A 13,671-nucleotide genomic window follows, 5' to 3' on the forward strand; every position below is an offset into this window, starting at 1 on the left:
CATCGCTCCGATCATCAGCACGTCCCCGTGCGCAAAATTGATCAGGTTCAAGACCCCGTACACCATCGTGTAACCCAAGGCAATCAGGGCGTACATGCTCCCCAATACCAGGCCGTTGATGATTTGCTGGATGAATATGTCCATATGTCTCCTATGCTCCCTTTTTTCCGCCCCGGTTGTGATGAGGCGGTTCTTTGTAAATCTGAAAAAAATTTCCCTGCGTCAGCTCAGATCAAATCAGATCGGGCCTGCAGCTTCAGGCCTGCAACATGTCGCGCACCACACGCGCCGCCGCCAGATCCCACGAAGCCTGTCCCACGGTTTTGAACACTGGCAGGCCGCGATCTGCGGGAAGCGGTTCGCCGCGACCGGCGAGGATGTCGCCGATATTGCGGACCTGGTTCCAGTCGACGCCGGCCTGAATCAGGTCGCCCGCCTCGTGCTTGGCGCCGTCGATGTCGTCGACGACGATGGTGCGTTCAGCCAGCAGCGACGCCGGAAACTCCACCATATCGGGCTTGAAGGCACCGACGCCGATGGCCAGCGTGTGCGGCGCAAGTTTGGCCGGGATTACGGCGCTGCGCGAAGTGGTCAGGGCGATCAGCACATCGGTGGCGGGAACGTCTTTTTGCATGGCGTCTGCAGACAACGGGCTGGCGACGATGCCGCGATCGATGTGGCGTGTGCTGAGCTCGCTGCAAAACGCCTGGGTGCGGGCGATGTCGCGCGCCACGATCCAGAATTGCGTGACGCCGAAATATTCCACCAGCGCGTCGGCATGCGCAGCCGATTGCACGCCGGTGCCGATCAGCAGCGCCGACTTCGGCTTGGCCGGGGCTAGCGTCTGGATGCCGAGCAAAGTCATGGCCGCAGTGCGGCGCGCAGTCACCGTCGGGCCGTGCAGCAAGGCGATGCGGCGACCGGTCTGGGTTTCGAACACCACCACTTCGCCTTGGATCACCGGCAAGCCGTGCTTGGCGTTGTCGGCGTGGACAGTGATCAGTTTGGTGACGCTGAGGTCCGGGCTGACGGCCGGCATGCTGAGCAGCACGCTGGCGGCGTCGATCGGTACGACCTGGCGGTCGGGCGCGGTAATCTTGCCGCCGGAATATTCCTGCGCGGCTTGCGCCAGCGCCGGCACCAGGCGGTCAAACGGCAAGGCGTCGGCGGTTTGTTGGGCGTCGAGAATATGCATCGGTTTACCTCAGGAAGAAGCCGGTCGGAAACGGGTCGGACTCTTCCAGCACCCATTGGTTGGTGCTCATGATGTGCGCCGAACCGGTGACTTCGGTGAAGACCGCATCAAGCTCACCGACCTTGGTGGTGCCGGTGACTTTGACGCCGAAGTTGCTGCCGACGATGCTGCCGTTGACGTAGTTCTGGTTCAGCGCCAGTTTGCCGCGCTGGAACAATTGGGTCGCGCGGCCGGAAGTGCCGGTTCCGGTCGGCGAACGGTCGACTTCGCGGTCGGCGAAGATGCAGACGTTGGACTGATCGGCATCAGGGAAATTAGGCGCGCTGTCGATGATGGTGCCGTACAACGTATCCAAACCCGGCTCCAGCGGATGCTGAATCTTCACCTTGGCTTTGACGGCGGCCTTGGTTTCGGCGCCGAGCTGAATCAGTTGGCGCACCAGTTCCGGCTTGACGGTCAAATTGGCTTGGTCGGCGTTGATGTAATAGTAGAAGGCGCCGCCAAAGACGATGTCGCCGGTGATCTTGCCAAAGCTGGGCGTGTCGACTTCGACGTCCCGTTGATAAATGAAGGAAGGCACGTTCTTGAAGGTGACCTTGCCGGCACGCTGGCCGTCCCACTCCACGCTGGCGTCGATGAAACCGGCCGGCGCGTCGAAGCAGATGCGAGTGACCGGTGAAGTGCGCTCAACATAGCCCATCTCGACCAGCACTTTGCCCAGCGCGATGATGCCGTGGCCGCACATGTCGCTGTAGCCTTCGTTGTGGATAAAAATAACGCCGAAGTCGGCATTCGGCGTCAGTGGCGGAAACAGGTAAGCCCCGTACATGTCGGCGTGGCCGCGCGGCTCGTTCATGAGGAACTGGCGCAGGTCGTCACGGTTTTCTTTGAGCCAGCTGCGCTTTTCGAGGATGGTGGTGCCGGGAACTTGCGGCAAGCCGGACACGAGGATACGCAGGGGTTCGCCGCCGGTGTGGGCGTCGATGGTCTGGACGGTGCGGGTGTAACTGAGCATGAAACTTCCTTCTGCAAAATACTAGAAACTATTCGCAATGGGCAGTGTATTGCATTTCCGATTGCGTGCGCCGTATTGGTGATACGGATGCATCAATGCCTTGCCCGGTCGACAAGACGGGGCTATGGCGATCGCCGGCCCTGCTGCACTGCAGAGGGCCGGAGATGAACGGCGGAAATTACCTGGGGATCATTTCAGGGAAGCAATCACAAGGCTGCAATTGTTCCCTGACAGAAATGAAACGCGGGAATGAACGATCAGTAGCTGGTCAGCGCAACCGGCACGCCGTCCTTGAAGCGGAAGATCGTCACTGGCGATTGCTTCAGGTCATGCTTGTCGTCGAACTCGTACTGACCTGCCACGCCTTTGTATTTGATTTTAGCCAGCGCAGGGCCGTAGACCTTAGGTTCAACCGAGTTGGCCGCCTTCATTGCCTGAGCGATGACCATCATGCCGTCATAGAACGAGACTGCGTAGACTTCTGCAGGACGGCCGAACTTCTTTTGGTAGTCATCAGCGAAGGCCTTGCCTTCCTTGGCCTTCTCCAGCATGGTGCCGCCTTGAGTACAGTAGACGCTTTCGCCGATGGCGTCGCCGCCCAGACGGCCCATTTCAGGCGAGCAGATACCGTCGCCGCCCATCAGCAATGCGTCGATACCCAATTGCTTCATCTGACGCTTGATCGGACCGCCTTGTGGCGCGTAGCCGCCGATGAACACGGCTTGCGGCTTCTTGCCCTTGATGGAGGTCAGGATAGCGGTGAAGTCGGTTGCCTTGTCGTTGGTGAAATCCTTGCTGACGACTTTGATGCCGTTGGCTTGTGCGATCTTGATGAACTCTTCCGCCAGACCTTGACCATAGGCGGTACGGTCATCGATCACGGACACGGTCTTGATCTTCAGTTCCTTGGCTGCATACAGCGCCATCTTGCCGCCCAGCTGGCTGTCGCTTGCTGCAACGCGGAACAGTGTGGCAAAGCCTTGCTGGGTGATCTTCGGATTGGAAGCAACTGTCGCGGTGACGATGCCGGCGTCGTTGTAGACGCGCGAGGCAGGAATGGTCACGCCCGAGTTGTAAGGACCGACGATGGCCTTGACGCCCTGGTCAGCCAGCTTTTGCGCTACGCCCACACCCGACTTCGGATCGGCCTGGTCATCTTCCGCGATGATTTCGAACTTGATCTTTTTGCCGCCGATGACGAGACCTTGCGTGTTCAGACGCTCGACCGCCATTTGCAAACCGCCCTGGTTGTCCTTGCCGGCCGAAGCTTGTGGCCCGGTCAGCGGACTGCTGAAACCGATCTTCACTGTTTGCACTTCCTGAGCAGATGCGAATGCCGGGATGATGGCAAGTGAAGCGGCGATGATATGCATGCGGTTATACATGTTGTTTCCTCTCTTGGTTGAAGGTCAGGCTTGGGATAAATCGCTGAATTCAGGCCGGGGCGGCAACAAAGGCTAGACGGTCGCAAGGCGCAACTGCAGATAATGGCATGGCGGGTAAGTCTCTCTTCTGTGCTTTAGTCGGCTCGTCGCGTCCGGAAAGATCTGAAGTCCGATCCGGCGCAACACTTTTTATGGTGCTCGATTCTATTTACTCTTGAATGATATTAGTCCCGATAATTGCACTTATAATCAGAATTTAATTCACCCAATCTGCCTTTGGCAGAATTAAATTCAGATTCTATGGCTACGTTAGATAAAATCAGCAAAAAGATTCTGTCGGAGTTGCAAAACGATGGCCGCATCAGCAATGTCGACCTGGCCGCGCGCGTCAATCTGTCCCCCGCCGCCTGCCTGGAACGGGTGCGCAAGCTGCAGGACGCCGGCTATATTCTGGGTTACGCCGCCCAGCTCAATCCGGAATTGCTGGATGTTTCGCTGCTGGTATTTATTGAAGTCGTGCTGGACCGCACCACGGCCGACGTGTTCGAGGCTTTCAAAAAGAGCGTACAGAGCATTCCTGAAATCATGGAGTGCCACATGGTGGCGGGCGGCTTCGACTATCTGGTGAAGTCGCGCGTGAAGGACATGAACGCCTATCGTGAATTCCTCGGCAAGTCGCTGCTGCAACTCAAAGGCGTGCGCGAGACGCATACTTACGCAGTGATGGAAGAAGTGAAAAGCACCATCCGCCTGCCGATCAAATAATCCCTCCAGCTGCAGCACTGCACTGCGCCGGCGAGCCGGTATTCTGACAATCAAAAGCTTGAGAGCGGCGACAGCTTGCCGTCCTTGAAACGCAGGATGGTCACGGTTGACTCCTTCATGTCGTGCTTGGCGTCAAACTCGTAGGTCGCCGTGACGCCTTTGTAGCGCAAGCGCGTCAGCAACGGCAGGAAGGTGCGCGTCTCGGTCGAGTTGGCCGACTTCATTGCCTGCCCGAGCAGCATCACTCCGTCGTAGAACGTCGGTGCGTACACGTCCGGCATGCTGCCGTACTTGGTTTGATACGCCGAGGCAAACACCGCGCCGTCAGACACGCGCGTCAGCCACACGCCGCCCTGCACGCAATAAGCCCGGTCACCGAGACTGGCGCCTGCCTGCGTCAGCATGGCGGTCGAACATAAGGCATCGCCTCCAAGAAACAGCATCGACATGCCCAACTGCTGCATTTGCCTGAGCATGGCGCCGGCCTGCGGCACATAACCGCCGAAAAAGATGGCATCGACCCGCGCGGCGCGAACGTTGCTGAGCACGCCGCTGAAGTCGCTGGCTTTGTCGCTGATCGTTTCCTTGTGCGCGATCTGGATGCCATTCTGTTTGGCAGTCTTCTGGAACTCTTCGATCAGTCCTTGCGCATAGGCAGAACCATCATCGACGATGGCGACAACTTTGAGCTTGAGGTTGCGCGCAGCGTACAGGGCCATCTTGCTACCCATGTCGCTGTCGCTGGCGGCAATGCGAAAGACGTAATTCAGCGCGGCCTGCGTTACTTTGGGATTGGAAGCGACGGTCAGAGAGACGATGCCGGCGTCGTTATAGATCTTGGACGCAGCCAGCGCCACGCCGGAATTGAAAGGCCCGAGTACCGCTTTGACACCGGCATCCACCAGTTCTTTTGCCACCGCGGCGCCGGTTTGCGGATTGGCCTGATCATCCTTGACCAGCAATTCGAATTGCAAGGTTTTACCGTCGACCGTGATGCCCTGCTGGTTGAGGCGCTCGATCGCCATCTGCACGCCATTCAGCGCATCCTTGCCGGCGGGCGCCTGCGGCCCGGACAAGGGACTGCTGAAACCAAGTTTGACGACCAATCCATCTGCCTTTGCCACCGCACATACCGGCAACAATAACAGCAGCGCAGAAACGATCCGTATGATCAGCATGCAGCTCCCCCGTGATTCGACACAAACGTTTTCTCATCGTATTGCCGGACAGAATATAACAATCCGATGCCGGTTGCAGATGAAAAAACCGGCGAAAAGCATTGCTTTGCGCCGGTTTGGAGGAGAAGCGGCGATCAGAATTCCGTACGAACGCCCAAAATCAGATTACGACCAGATTGCGGCACGGTATCTTTCAATATGGATGTCGAAAAACGAATATCCTGATTCAACAAATTTTTGACCAACGCAAACCAGGTCACGCGCATCGACTGCAATTTCTGCGTGTACGACAGATTGGCGTCGATCTGTGTATAGGACGGCGTTACGCTTTGCTCGAAGGACGCCAGACGGTCTTGCTTGAGTGCACGCAGTACTCGTACGCCACTGGCCCAAGGTCCCTGGCGGTATCCGACATCAACGCCGTAGCGTGTGGCCGGTTGCAGCGGCAGGCTGCCCTGGTTGTCGAGCTTGCCGCGCGAGGTGTCGGCAAATCCCCGCGCCGAGAAACCTTCACCGCTGAGGTTGTAGCTGACCTCGGCTTCCGCACCATAAATCGTGGCGTCGCCCTGCGACCAGAAACGCTGCAGGAACTCGCCGGCCGGATCAGGATTGCCGCTGTCGTCGACCTGGCCGTTAGTACGGCCGTAGACGAAGTTCTTGACCTTGTTCTGGAACAGATTGCCCTTCCACCGCACCAGGCCTTCGGTTTTCTGCAACGTCAATTCGATATTGTGCGAGGTCTCCTTTTGCAGACTGCTGTCGCCGATGTCGAAGGTCGATGTCGAATCGTGCGGGCCGTTGGAATACAACTCTTCCACGGTCGGCGCGCGTTGCGCCACGGAATAGGTTGCTCCCAGACCGTAACCCGGCATGAAGCTCCACATGGCGCCGGTGGACCACGAGAACAGATTGAAATCACGGTTGAGCAAACCTTCCGGACGGCGCTGCACTGATTCCAGACGCAGGCCGGCGCTGGCCAGTACGTCGCCGAATTTGCGCTCTTCAACCAGGAAACCCGCGAACGAGCTGGACTTGGTTTTAGGCGTCAGTTGCGGCGAGCCGTCCACCGCCGACAAGGCCGCGTAATTGCTTTGCTCGGTCTGAACGCCGAAATTGCCGCGCCAGCCTGCCAGCGGTTTGTGCGTCAGTTCCCAGCGCGTTTGCAGGGAACGGTTGGTGAATACCGTGTCGGAGGTGCCGTCTTCCTTTTTCTCGGTGTGTGTGTAGTCAGTATAGCCAAGCTTGAATTTGAACGATTCGATGCCGGCAAACGGCTCACGGATCAGGCTGTCGAGGTCGTAGCGGGTCTGATGCAGGTCGATGAAGGACTTCTCCGCCGTCGGAATGCCGTAGTGGTCGTCCAGCGACGACACCGACGCACCGATGTGGCCCCAGTCGGCGATGTACGAACCGCCAACGCCGACGCTGCTCTCATGCGTGAAGGAATTCGGCAAGCGGCCGGAAGCGCTGGTGGCGTCGCCTTGCCTGGCGTTGCCGGGAATCTTGTAGTTGTCGGTATCGCGATAATTTCCGTCGATATGCAGGCCGATCCGGCCTGCGGAACCATCGACGCCGAATGACGTATTTTTCTGCCCGTCGACGGTGCCGTAACGCGCTTCGACCTGTCCGGTCGGCTTGCCCACCAGTTCGGTCGGAATGCGGTCGTTGACGACGTTGACCAGACCGCCGATGGCGCCCGATCCATACAACAGCGCAGCCGGGCCGCGCAGGATTTCGATCTGGCGCGCAGTCGCGGCTTCGGTGGCGACGGCATGATCGTTGGAGACGGTCGACACGTCGGCGGTCGACATGCCGTTTTGCAGCATCATCACGCGCGGGCCTTCCATGCCGCGGATGATGGGCCGCGAAGCGCCGGCGCCAAAGCTGGAGGCGGACACGCCCAACTCATGCGACAAGGTATCTCCAAGTGAATTGCCGAGCTTGTTGCGCAATTCGTCGCCGGACAGGACCTTGGCGGGCGCGAGGATCTGCGCGTTTTCTTCGGATGCGAAGGGACTGGCGGTGACGACGACTTCCTGCAGCTTCTGCTGCTGGTCGGCTTGTTGCGGCGGCGTTTGTGCGATGGCGGCCGAAGACATGGCGGCGAGCGCGGACAGGACGGCGCTTGCCAAAAGAGTTGGCTGGACTTGCATGGTGTTCCTTGACTGACAAATGAAGGTGGAGGCTGGCCGGGGGCGAATAGCGGCAGCAATCGTGGCGGCAGCAGGCAGGAACCCGCGCCGGCGCGATGGCAATCGCCATTGCAATCCGGTCAGCAAATCAAAACGTTCAATGGTCAGCGCGGCGGCGCGCGCGAGGAAAAATGGCAGACGACCGGCGCATCCCAGGAGGCAAATGCCTGCCATAGCGCAAGCACCTGCACGCCGGGAATCACCGGAGGGGAAAAGAAGTGAACGTGGATGCCGGTAGCGCCGCTGGCGGCATCATATTCGACGCAGGAATGGTGATGCTTTTGACGTTCGACGCTCTGTTTGCCGGACGCCTTTTCGCCGGCGTCGGTGTCGTCGTCGATATAGTTGAATACCGCCGCATTGAACGACGCTTCCGCGACACGCTCCATCGCCGGCGGCCAACCGGCATGCGCAATGCCGTGCAACAAACCGAGGTACTGAGAGAACAGCAGCATCACCGCCAGCAGCAGCGCCCATGCCATGCGCCGCGCCGGTGATCGCAATGCACGCAAGCGCCCTGTTCGCGCATATGCGCGAAGGCTAAGTGCATGCAGCGATGTAGCAATGGCAGCGGCCATGATGATCGGGCGGTTCCGGCAAAGATAAATGAGAGGAGAAGAGCAAAACGGCATCCATGCGATGCCGTGAAATGCGCGCGCCAAGCGTGTCGGCGAGCGCGAATTATAACAGCATATTGCAACACTGTTGCATTTAAGGATTGCAACGCCAAGTTTGCACTGTGCCATCAAGCCGGTGTGGAGCACGCCGCCCATCGCAACAGTTGAGAGACCGCCGGTCAGCGCGACGGCAAGAAATCAACGCACATGACAGTACCTGCGGCGAGGATGCGCAAACATCGCGGCTCGCAGCCACGAAAACGATAAAAATGGAGTTTGGTGAGCGAATGGCGCCAGCCAGGTGGCGCCATTGCTTGAGGATTGCTACAGAACTTAGTCGCCGTACAGCTTTTGTTTCAGTTCGCGACGTTGCTGCGCTTCCAGAGACAGAGTTGCAGTCGGACGTGCCAGCAGACGCGGGATGCCGATCGGCTCGCCAGTCTCTTCGCACCAGCCGTATTCGCCCGCATCGATGGAGACGATGGATTGCTGCACTTTTTTGAGCAGCTTGCGCTCGCGGTCGCGAGTGCGCAATTCCAGCGCATGCTCTTCCTCGATGGTCGCGCGATCGGCAGGATCGGGAACCAACACGGTTTCACGCAAATGTTCAGTGGTTTCGCCTGCGTTCTTGAGCAGATCTTTTTCCAGCTGTTGCAAACGGGCCTTGAAAAAAGCAAGTTGCGCTTCGTTCATGTAGTCCTTCTCGCCCATCTTGAGGATTTGTTCCTCAGTGAGCAAGGTTTGCGTATCAGGGGTAGTTTTGGGAGTTTTAGTTGCCACTTCGCTTACTTTCAATACTACGGGTTTTTCAATTTTATCCTTTAATCCGGCGCTTGCTTCCTGGTTTGCTGCCTTGGTTGCTACTGCCACGCGGGCTTTGCTGCCGCCTGCGCTGATGCCGGATTTGGTCGCTTTTGAATCCACTTCCCTTGCTGCCGATGGTACTGCCTTCTTGGGCATGCTATCGATTGCTTTGCCTGCGCTCTTCCCTGTGCCGGGCTTCGCCGACGCTGGTGCCGTTTTTTTAACGGTCAGGGATTTTACTACAACAACATTGCCTGTCGACGAAGTTGTGTTCTTCTTCGGCGCCACTGCGGTTTTTGCTGCGGCCGCAGTGTTTGTCGCGGCCTTGCTGCCTGCCGGCGATGCCTTGCCGGACGCTGTCTTTTTTATCGGCGTTGCCGCCCTGCTTGCCATTTTCGGAGGTGTCTTGACGGCCGTTTTTGGCGCTTTGACAACAGACTTGGCGGCGGCTGTGCCCACTGCGGCTACCTTGCTCGCAGCGGAGGTGCTTTTTTTGACGGTTTTCTTCGCGATGACGCCCATAGACTTCCCTTCCCCCGAATCACTCGGTTTGCGGTAGATCATTTGCCGTCTCCGGCTCGCAACGCGTACAAATGCAAATCCAATACAGTGTATACCAGAACTTGACGCATAAATAGCACTTCGCAAACCCCTTTTGCGATGCATCAATCATGCTGTACGCCCTACTGCTAGCCGTTGCGGACGTTTTGCCGCGCGGCTGCTCAGGCGTGGACGTCTCCGCACACCGGGCAGGCGGCGTTGCGCGCGAAACGGATGCTGGTCCACTCCATGCTGCGGGCATCAAGGATCTGCAGGCGCCCGGCCAGTGATTCGCCGATGCCGGCCACCAGCTTGAGCGCCTCGGCCGCCTGCATGGTGCCGATAATGCCGACCAATGGAGCAAATACCCCCATGGTCGAACATTGCACCTCGTCAAACTTCTGATCCGGCGGAAACAGGCAGGCATAGCACGGCGCGTCGTCCCGGCGCGTGTCGAACACGCTGATCTGGCCATCGAAACGGATCGCAGCGCCCGATACCAGCGGCACCTTGTGCTGCACGCAGGCGCGGTTGACGGCGTGACGGGTGGCGAAATTGTCGCTGCAGTCGAGTACTACAGAAGCCGTACCCACTAATTCGGCCAGCCGTGCATCGCTGACACGCTCGGCGACGGTGACGATCTCGATGCTGGGATTGAGCTCTTCCAGCGCCTGCCGCCCCGACTCCACCTTGAGCTGACCGACCCGCGCCGTGGTGTGCATGATCTGGCGCTGCAGATTGGTCAGATCGACGGTATCGTCATCCACCAGCGTGATCTTGCCCATACCCGCCGACGCCAGATACAAAGCCGCCGGCGAACCGAGTCCGCCGGCGCCGATCACCACCGCATGCCCTGCCAGGAGTTTTTCCTGGCCTTCGATGTCGATGTCGTCGAGAAGGATGTGGCGCGAATAGCGCAGCAATTGCTGGTCGTTCATGGCGTGGCGGTGACGAAGAGTGGCGGAGCAGTAAATGAAAAGAGGGCTGCATATCTGCAGCCCTCTCAATGTAACGCAATTCCTTACTTTGCTTCTTTTACTTCTTTTCGATCTTCTCTGCCGGAGCCTTTTCAATCTTTTCCGGTGGAGTCTTACTATCCTTGCCGTCCTTACGGATATCCTTCACCGGCTTGTCGTCCTTGCTGGAAGTGTCGCGGATCTCGGCCTTGACCTTGGAGACCTGTACCGGCAAGCCCTTCAGGTGATTCAACGCCTGCGCCAGCTGGAAGTCGTCCTTGCTGCCGAATTCGAGCGGCTTGCGTTTCTTCTCCTGCGCAATCAGACGCTCTTCTTCTTTCTCGTCGACGGTGCTGGCTTTGACTTCGGTCGCGTCCTTGTCCTTGTCGTTGATCAGATGCTTGGTCAGGTCGGCTTCGCGCAGACGCAAGCCGTTGAGGCCATCGCCGTCAGCGTATTCATCGACCATGATGTCCGGCACAATGCCACGCGCCTGGATCGAGCGGCCGTTCGGCGTGTAGTAACGCGCGGTGGTCAGCTTGACGGCGGTCTGGCGGTCAGGTGGCAGCGGGATAACCGATTGCACCGAACCCTTGCCGAACGACTGCGTACCCATGATGGTGGCGCGCTTGTAGTCTTGCAACGCGCCGGCCACGATTTCGGAAGCAGACGCCGAACCCGAATTGATCAGCACGACCATCGGCACCTTCTTGATCGCATCCGGCAGACGCGCCAGCGGATCGCTCAGCGAACCTTGTGCATATTCGTCACGCTTGGCTGCATAGATGACCTTGGAGCTGGCCAGTTGGCCGTTGGTGGTCACGACCACCGCATCCTTGGGCAGGAAAGCGCCCGACACGCCGATCGCACCCGGCAAGACACCGCCCGGATCGTTGCGCAGGTCGAGTACGAGGCCCTTCAGATTCGGTTCCTGCGCGTAGAACGCCAGAATCTTCTTGGCCATGTCATCAACGGTCGGCTCCTGGAATTGCGTCACGCGCAACCAGGCGTAGCCGGGCTCGATCACTTTCGACTTCACGCTTTGCATGCGAATTTCCTGACGCATGATGGTGACGATGATCGGACGATCTTCTTCCTTGCGGGCGATCGTCAGCGTGATTTTGGTATTGGGTTCGCCGCGCATCTTCTTGACGGCTTCATCCAGGGTCAGGCCCTTGACCGGCGTCGTGTCCAGACGGGTGATCAGATCGCCCGCCTTGATGCCTGCACGGTAAGCCGGAGAATCTTCGATCGGCGAGATCACTTTGACGTAACCGTCTTCCATGCCGACTTCGATACCCAGGCCGACAAACTTGCCCATGGTGCTTTCGCGCAGTTCCTTGAAAGCCTTCTTGTCGAGGTAAGCGGAGTGCGGGTCGAGCGAGGCGACCATGCCGGAAATCGCTTCCGTGAGCAGCTTCTTGTCTTCGACAGGTTCAACATAGTTGGACTTGATCATCCCGAACACGTCGGTCAGTTGACGGACCTCTTCCAGCGGCAGCGGTTCTGCTCCGCTTTTCTGTGCGATGGCGTCCAACTGCATCGAAGCCGCCACACCTGCAATCATGCCCAGACCGATAAGACCGATATTCTTGAGTTTGCTGCCCATGTTTCACCTAGTAGTTACCCAGCCGAGTGGGTCGAAAGCGCGGCCCTGATGCCGCATTTCAAAGTATAAACCCGATTGCTCATTGCCGCCGCTATTACCTGCGCTGGCGATGACATCCCCGGTTTTGACGAGATCCCCGGCCCGCTTCAACACGGACTGATTATTGCCATAAATGGTCATGTACTGATTGCCGTGGTCGACGATGATCAGATTCCCGAAGCCGCGCAGCCAGTCTGCATAGACCACCCGTCCAGCCGCCACTGCCTTGACTTCCGTGCCTTCCGGCGCACGGATGAAAAGCCCCTTCCAGCTCGGCCCGTCACCGCGCTTGCCGCCGAACTTGGCAAGCAGGTCGCCACGCACCGGCAGGCGCAACTGGCCGCGCAGGCTGACGAACGGCTTACCAAAATTTTCCTCCGGCGATGGCGTCGCGTCGTTGCGGCCCAGCGATTGCGGCGCTTCGTCGTCGTCAATTGCGTCGGACGGCGCCGGCTTGCTCTTGGTTCCCGGCGCGGCCTTGGCTTGCTGGGCAACGCGCTTGTCGTGTTCGGCCTTGGCTCTGGCCAATTGTTCCTGGCGGCGTTTTTCACGCGCGGCGGCTTCGGCCTTCTTTTGCTCTTCGATGATCTGCGCCAGCTTGTCGACCAGGCCGGACAGGCGCTGCTCGTCACGCTGCAAATTACCGACTTCCTTGCGCTGGGCGGTAAGTTTGGTCGACAACTGCGCCAGCAAACCGCTGCGTTTGGCCTTTTCCTTTTCCAGCAGTTTCTTTTGCTCGTTCTCTTCCTGGGCGATTTCTTCCAGTTCGAACTTGGCGTTTTGCGTCGCGGCCTTGTTGTCCTTGATCGCCTGCAGATTCACGCGCAGGGTCTCGATCAGACGCGCCTGCGCCTGCGAGACGTAGCCCATGTACTGCAATTCGCGGTTGATGCGGTTGGGATTATCGCCGGAGAGCAAGAGCTTGATGCGATCCTCGTTGCCGGCCACGTACTGCTCGCGCAGCAGCTTGGACAGCTGCGCCTGCTGGACGTTGACCACGCCGGACAACTCCGACTGCTGCTTGACCAGCACGCCGAGCTTGGACTCGGTGTCGGCCTGCTCCTGCGTCAGTTCACGCAGCGAGCGATTGGCTTTGGAGATGGCCTGCTCCGACTCCGCCAGCGCGTCGGCGGCATTGCCCTTGGCGGTTTCAGTCTTGTCGATGTCGCGTTTGAGATTGGCCAGCTTTTGCTGCAGGTCGGCGCGTTCTTTCTCCGCCGCCTGCTTTTGCTTGGTGCGTTCGGTCACCTGCTGCGCCGAGGCGCATGGCTGCCAGAGCGCCGCCGACAGGAAAACCGCAGCTACGGCCACCGAGAGTACGTTCGCCGGTCGCAGCTGGAATGACGGCATAGGCCGCCAAGTGTGCTGCAGGATCT

General features: G+C 58.8%; 12 protein-coding genes. 1 reads left to right on the forward strand and 11 read right to left on the reverse strand.

Annotation, left to right across the window (positions count from 1 at the left end):
- From AC1RN6_RS18545 to AC1RN6_RS18560, 4 genes are all read right to left on the reverse strand, one after another.
- Positions 1 to 144: ABC transporter permease subunit (locus AC1RN6_RS18545; protein ID WP_493007357.1), on the reverse strand; the 144-nt coding region annotated here is incomplete at its 3' end.
- A gap of 112 nt (positions 145 to 256) precedes the next feature.
- A complete protein-coding gene (locus AC1RN6_RS18550) occupies positions 257 to 1,195 on the reverse strand; it encodes a delta(1)-pyrroline-2-carboxylate reductase family protein (RefSeq protein ID WP_493006944.1) in 939 nt (312 codons plus the stop codon).
- Between the two features lie 4 nt (positions 1,196 to 1,199).
- Positions 1,200 to 2,210 (reverse strand): trans-3-hydroxy-L-proline dehydratase, encoded by a 1,011-nt coding sequence (gene lhpH / locus AC1RN6_RS18555; protein ID WP_493006945.1) that lies wholly within the window; start codon positions 2,208 to 2,210, stop codon positions 1,200 to 1,202.
- Positions 2,211 to 2,467: 257 nt separating this feature from the next.
- Positions 2,468 to 3,595, reverse strand: coding sequence for a branched-chain amino acid ABC transporter substrate-binding protein (locus AC1RN6_RS18560; protein ID WP_493006946.1), 1,128 nt, complete (start codon positions 3,593 to 3,595; stop codon positions 2,468 to 2,470).
- 300 nt (positions 3,596 to 3,895) lie between these two features.
- Here AC1RN6_RS18560 and AC1RN6_RS18565 point away from each other — a divergent pair, with 300 nt between their 5' ends.
- A complete protein-coding gene (locus tag AC1RN6_RS18565) occupies positions 3,896 to 4,360 on the forward strand; it encodes an Lrp/AsnC ligand binding domain-containing protein (protein ID WP_007875383.1) in 465 nt (154 codons plus the stop codon).
- Between the two features lie 50 nt (positions 4,361 to 4,410).
- On the opposite strand, the gene AC1RN6_RS18570 is transcribed toward AC1RN6_RS18565, so the two are convergent.
- From AC1RN6_RS18570 to AC1RN6_RS18600, 7 genes are all read right to left on the reverse strand, one after another.
- Positions 4,411 to 5,538, reverse strand: a complete 1,128-nt coding sequence (locus AC1RN6_RS18570) for a branched-chain amino acid ABC transporter substrate-binding protein (protein ID WP_493006947.1) — start codon at positions 5,536 to 5,538, stop codon at positions 4,411 to 4,413.
- A 134-nt stretch (positions 5,539 to 5,672) separates the two neighbouring features.
- On the reverse strand, positions 5,673 to 7,691 hold the full coding sequence (locus AC1RN6_RS18575) for a TonB-dependent receptor (protein WP_493006948.1): 2,019 nt from the start codon (positions 7,689 to 7,691) through the stop codon (positions 5,673 to 5,675).
- A gap of 143 nt (positions 7,692 to 7,834) precedes the next feature.
- Positions 7,835 to 8,212 carry a hypothetical protein gene (locus tag AC1RN6_RS18580; protein WP_493006949.1) on the reverse strand — a complete coding sequence of 126 codons (378 nt, stop codon included), beginning with the start codon at positions 8,210 to 8,212 and terminating at the stop codon, positions 7,835 to 7,837.
- 468 nt (positions 8,213 to 8,680) lie between these two features.
- Complete coding sequence (gene dksA / locus AC1RN6_RS18585) at positions 8,681 to 9,085, reverse strand: RNA polymerase-binding protein DksA (protein ID WP_034378678.1); 405 nt, start codon at positions 9,083 to 9,085, stop codon at positions 8,681 to 8,683.
- Positions 9,086 to 9,873: 788 nt separating this feature from the next.
- Complete coding sequence (locus AC1RN6_RS18590) at positions 9,874 to 10,629, reverse strand: HesA/MoeB/ThiF family protein (RefSeq protein WP_493006950.1); 756 nt, start codon at positions 10,627 to 10,629, stop codon at positions 9,874 to 9,876.
- A 97-nt stretch (positions 10,630 to 10,726) separates the two neighbouring features.
- On the reverse strand, positions 10,727 to 12,256 hold the full coding sequence (locus tag AC1RN6_RS18595; RefSeq protein ID WP_493006951.1) for a S41 family peptidase: 1,530 nt from the start codon (positions 12,254 to 12,256) through the stop codon (positions 10,727 to 10,729).
- Positions 12,257 to 12,259: 3 nt separating this feature from the next.
- Complete coding sequence (locus AC1RN6_RS18600) at positions 12,260 to 13,645, reverse strand: murein hydrolase activator EnvC family protein (RefSeq protein ID WP_493006952.1); 1,386 nt, start codon at positions 13,643 to 13,645, stop codon at positions 12,260 to 12,262.
- Positions 13,646 to 13,671: the final 26 nt, after the last annotated feature.

This window comes from Herbaspirillum sp. GW822-FHT03A08 (assembly GCF_058801885.1).

Excerpts from the sequence above, each read along its gene's own strand:
- AC1RN6_RS18570 (WP_493006947.1), bottom strand. The coding sequence starts at position 5,538 with ATGCTGATCATACGGATCGTTTCTGCGCTGCTGTTATTGTTGCCGGTA.
- AC1RN6_RS18595 (WP_493006951.1), bottom strand. The coding sequence starts at position 12,256 with ATGGGCAGCAAACTCAAGAATATCGGTCTTATCGGTCTGGGCATGATT.
- AC1RN6_RS18590 (WP_493006950.1), bottom strand. The coding sequence starts at position 10,629 with ATGAACGACCAGCAATTGCTGCGCTATTCGCGCCACATCCTTCTCGAC.
- AC1RN6_RS18575 (WP_493006948.1), bottom strand. The coding sequence starts at position 7,691 with ATGCAAGTCCAGCCAACTCTTTTGGCAAGCGCCGTCCTGTCCGCGCTC.
- AC1RN6_RS18550 (WP_493006944.1), bottom strand. The coding sequence starts at position 1,195 with ATGCATATTCTCGACGCCCAACAAACCGCCGACGCCTTGCCGTTTGAC.
- AC1RN6_RS18560 (WP_493006946.1), bottom strand. The coding sequence starts at position 3,595 with ATGTATAACCGCATGCATATCATCGCCGCTTCACTTGCCATCATCCCG.
- AC1RN6_RS18565 (WP_007875383.1), top strand. The coding sequence starts at position 3,896 with ATGGCTACGTTAGATAAAATCAGCAAAAAGATTCTGTCGGAGTTGCAA.
- AC1RN6_RS18580 (WP_493006949.1), bottom strand. The coding sequence starts at position 8,212 with ATGGCATGGGCGCTGCTGCTGGCGGTGATGCTGCTGTTCTCTCAGTAC.
- lhpH (WP_493006945.1), bottom strand. The coding sequence starts at position 2,210 with ATGCTCAGTTACACCCGCACCGTCCAGACCATCGACGCCCACACCGGC.
- AC1RN6_RS18600 (WP_493006952.1), bottom strand. The coding sequence starts at position 13,645 with ATGCCGTCATTCCAGCTGCGACCGGCGAACGTACTCTCGGTGGCCGTA.